This is a genomic window from Microcystis sp. M_OC_Ca_00000000_C217Col, assembly GCF_007095585.1.
In the GTDB taxonomy this organism is placed as follows: domain Bacteria; phylum Cyanobacteriota; class Cyanobacteriia; order Cyanobacteriales; family Microcystaceae; genus Microcystis; species Microcystis panniformis.
Genome location: NZ_SFBV01000268.1, coordinates 1 through 2,984, shown reverse-complemented (window position 1 = coordinate 2,984; position 2,984 = coordinate 1). Strand labels below are relative to the sequence as shown.

At 41.7% G+C, this 2,984-nt stretch carries 3 protein-coding genes and 1 pseudogene; all 4 read right to left on the bottom strand.

Annotated elements, in window-relative coordinates:
- Positions 1 to 113: 113 nt before the first annotated feature.
- Positions 114 to 323: pseudogene (locus EWV66_RS16920) on the bottom strand (type II toxin-antitoxin system RelE/ParE family toxin); the annotation flags it as partial.
- A 424-nt stretch (positions 324 to 747) separates the two neighbouring features.
- A complete protein-coding gene (locus EWV66_RS16915) occupies positions 748 to 999 on the bottom strand; it encodes a hypothetical protein (RefSeq protein ID WP_002763128.1) in 252 nt (83 codons plus the stop codon).
- A 269-nt stretch (positions 1,000 to 1,268) separates the two neighbouring features.
- A complete protein-coding gene (locus tag EWV66_RS16910; RefSeq protein WP_002763127.1) occupies positions 1,269 to 1,754 on the bottom strand; it encodes a crossover junction endodeoxyribonuclease RuvC in 486 nt (161 codons plus the stop codon).
- A gap of 3 nt (positions 1,755 to 1,757) precedes the next feature.
- A complete protein-coding gene (wecB, locus tag EWV66_RS16905) occupies positions 1,758 to 2,861 on the bottom strand; it encodes a non-hydrolyzing UDP-N-acetylglucosamine 2-epimerase (RefSeq protein ID WP_052275801.1) in 1,104 nt (367 codons plus the stop codon).
- Positions 2,862 to 2,984 lie beyond the last annotated feature (123 nt).

Sequence of the window (2,984 nt, the reverse complement as noted above, 5' to 3'; positions counted from 1 at the left end):
GACTCTGTGTAAGACAGTACATGGTTTTTTAACTGTGGTATGCGACGGTGGTGGAAGCAGAAACTTAAATCGTGAGGTTTAGGAATCGCCGCACTTTTAGGGCGGCGAGGATGTCAAGAGAGTTCCTCCTTCAATCGCTTGAGCCGTGCTTTGATAACTTCGACTTCTTGCTGTGGTGTTTTGATCCCTTTTGGGGATTTTTTCTGGAAGGCATGAATCACCCAGATAGCCTCACCTAACTGGACAGCATAGATAGTTCGATAGGCATCCCCCTTGAAAGGTAGAGCAATCTCGAACACACCAGAACCCATCCCCTTAAAAGGCTTGGTTAGGGATGATTTTGCCCCTTCTGCTGCAATAGTTAGGGTCTGCTGAAAAAGTTTGTTGGTGGGGGCAGGGTGTGGGGTGTGGGGTGTGGGGTGTAGGGTTTTACCGATTTTGAGGTAGTCAGTTACCTAATTTTCAGGGAAAAAGTACCTGAATTTTACCCCCGATCCCTCCAATGGTCGGCACTTTTTGAGGTCAAAAAAGTCTAAAAGCCTTATCCAACAAGGTTTTTAGATTTATTCAGCAAGCCCTAGTTAAAGCGTCAAGTACAATTTCTTGGGCTTCCTTGGGAAACTTTTGAAAATCTTTCCGTGCCGCTTTAATCCAAGATATAGGACGGGTATTACGCATTCGCTTATGGTGATATAACTGATACCACCGGTCAAGCCCCATTATACCTAAAGACCATCAATTTGATGCTTATCGAGGGTCATAACTCCCTTTATAGGTTGTAAAAATTTGATAACCAGGTAAAACTAAGCTGATACCCGCAAAACTATGTATTGTTCCTGGATAACTTTCTTCTGCATCACTACCCCCCAATCGCCAACAAAAAGAACCCAACCAAATATAAAAGCCTGTAATCAGTGCGTCCATCGAATAGGCAATATGCTTTAACTGAGGGTTAACTTCGTTTGATGATCCCTTTTTTTGAGAAACTTTTATTTTCATTTATTTTCATTATTTTAAACTTATACTCATTTAAGAACTATACCATATTTTTATTAGCATTGACGATGACAATTATCACAATTCCACACTTAAACCCTTTGGTGCGATCGCTGATATGGTAGGTTGGGTTGAGGAAGGAAACCCAACGCTAATCAAAGATATTTGAAGGCCTTATTATCTTCAACCGTCCCATCGAACTAAGATAGTGCAAGCTTAAAGATGGCTTTTAGTTGTCAGCTAAATTTTTGCGCCAATTTCGTCAAATTGCTTCAAGAGATTTGATTGCGAACGCCACTGAAAGCAGCGTATGCGATCGCTATAGCATCTACAGCATCATTAATGGGCATTTTTGTCAATCCGAATAAATACTTAATTTGTTCGGCCACCTCCGCTTTAGTGGCCCTACCATGGCCGAGATGACATTTCCAACTAGCTTGATGGAGGAAAATCGGTTCAATTCCTCCATCGCGACAGCTAACCAGATTGATAATTCCCAATGCTTGCAGGACTCCACCAGCTGCCTTGATTTGCCGGTTAAAAAAGGGCATTTCCACGGCAATTTCCCCCGGTTTATATTCTGCGATTAACTCCTTTAAATCCCGTTCAATTTCGATCAAACGCTGGGCAGTAGAAAGATTTTTAGAAGTTTCGATCGTGCCGTAATCGACTAAAATCGGCATTAACTCACTATTATCCCGGAGAATAGCCCAACCGACAATCGCTAATCCGGGGTCGATACCCAACCAAGTAGTCATAGATTAAGCCAAAAAATCTTGGACGATTTGGAGGATTCTTTGGGATGCTTGTCCATCTCCAAAAGGATTAATTGCATTAGCCATACGATCATAGGCGATTTTATCCCCTAATAATTCTCCCGCTTCTGCTAAAATTTGCTCCGGATTAGTCCCAATTAATTTCGCTGTTCCCGCTTGCACTGCTTCCGGTCTTTCTGTGGTTTCTCGCAATACTAAAACTGGTTTTCCTAAACTAGGGGCTTCTTCTTGAATGCCCCCAGAATCAGTTAATAATAAATAACAGCGTTGAATCGCCCCCACTAACTCGGCATAATCGAGAGGTTCAGTTAAAAATACCCTGGGATGATTGCCCAAAGCGGACTGAATTGGTTCTCGGACGGTGGGATTGCGATGCAGGGGTAATAATAGGGCTGTATCGGCATATTTTTCTAACAACAAAGTGAATCCTTTGATAATATCCTGTAAGGGTTCGCCCCAATTTTCCCGGCGGTGAACCGTGGCTAATAAAACCCGATAATCTGACCAATTTAAGCCCGCAATTTGACATTCTGGGGCGGTTTTGGCTACGGTTAATAAAGCATCAATAACCGTATTGCCGGTGTGGTGAATATTTCCTGTCACCCCAGATTTTTGTAAATTTTCTACGGCTAAAGTTGTGGGAGCAAAATGTAGGGTAGTCAGTTGAGAAATTAGGCGACGATTAGCTTCTTCGGGATAGGGATTATAGATATCATTCGTTCTTAATCCGGCTTCCACATGGGCGATGGGAATTTGTTGATAAAAAGCCGCTAAAGCAGCAGCAAAAGCAGTAGTAGTATCACCTTGCACAATAATTAAATCTGGTTTTATGCGCTCAAAAACTGTTTCTAAACCGCGTAAACTGCGGCAAGTAATATCAGTTAAGGTTTGACGGGTTTGCATAATATCCAGATTTTCATCTGCTTTTAAAGCAAATAATTCCATCACCTGCGCTACCATTTCTTTATGCTGTCCCGTCAGAATTACATGGGTTTGAAACTGTTCCGATTCTTGAAAAGCACGAATAACGGGAGCTAATTTAATCGCTTCGGGACGAGTTCCAAGAGTAATACAAATTGATTTCAACATATTATTATCAGTTATCAGTTATCAGTTATCAGTTATCAGTTAAGTAGTCATGCAAAATTAATTACCTGCCCGATCGAGCTAAAACCCTTACGGGGCAATGATCGTCATGTGTAAATAATTTTG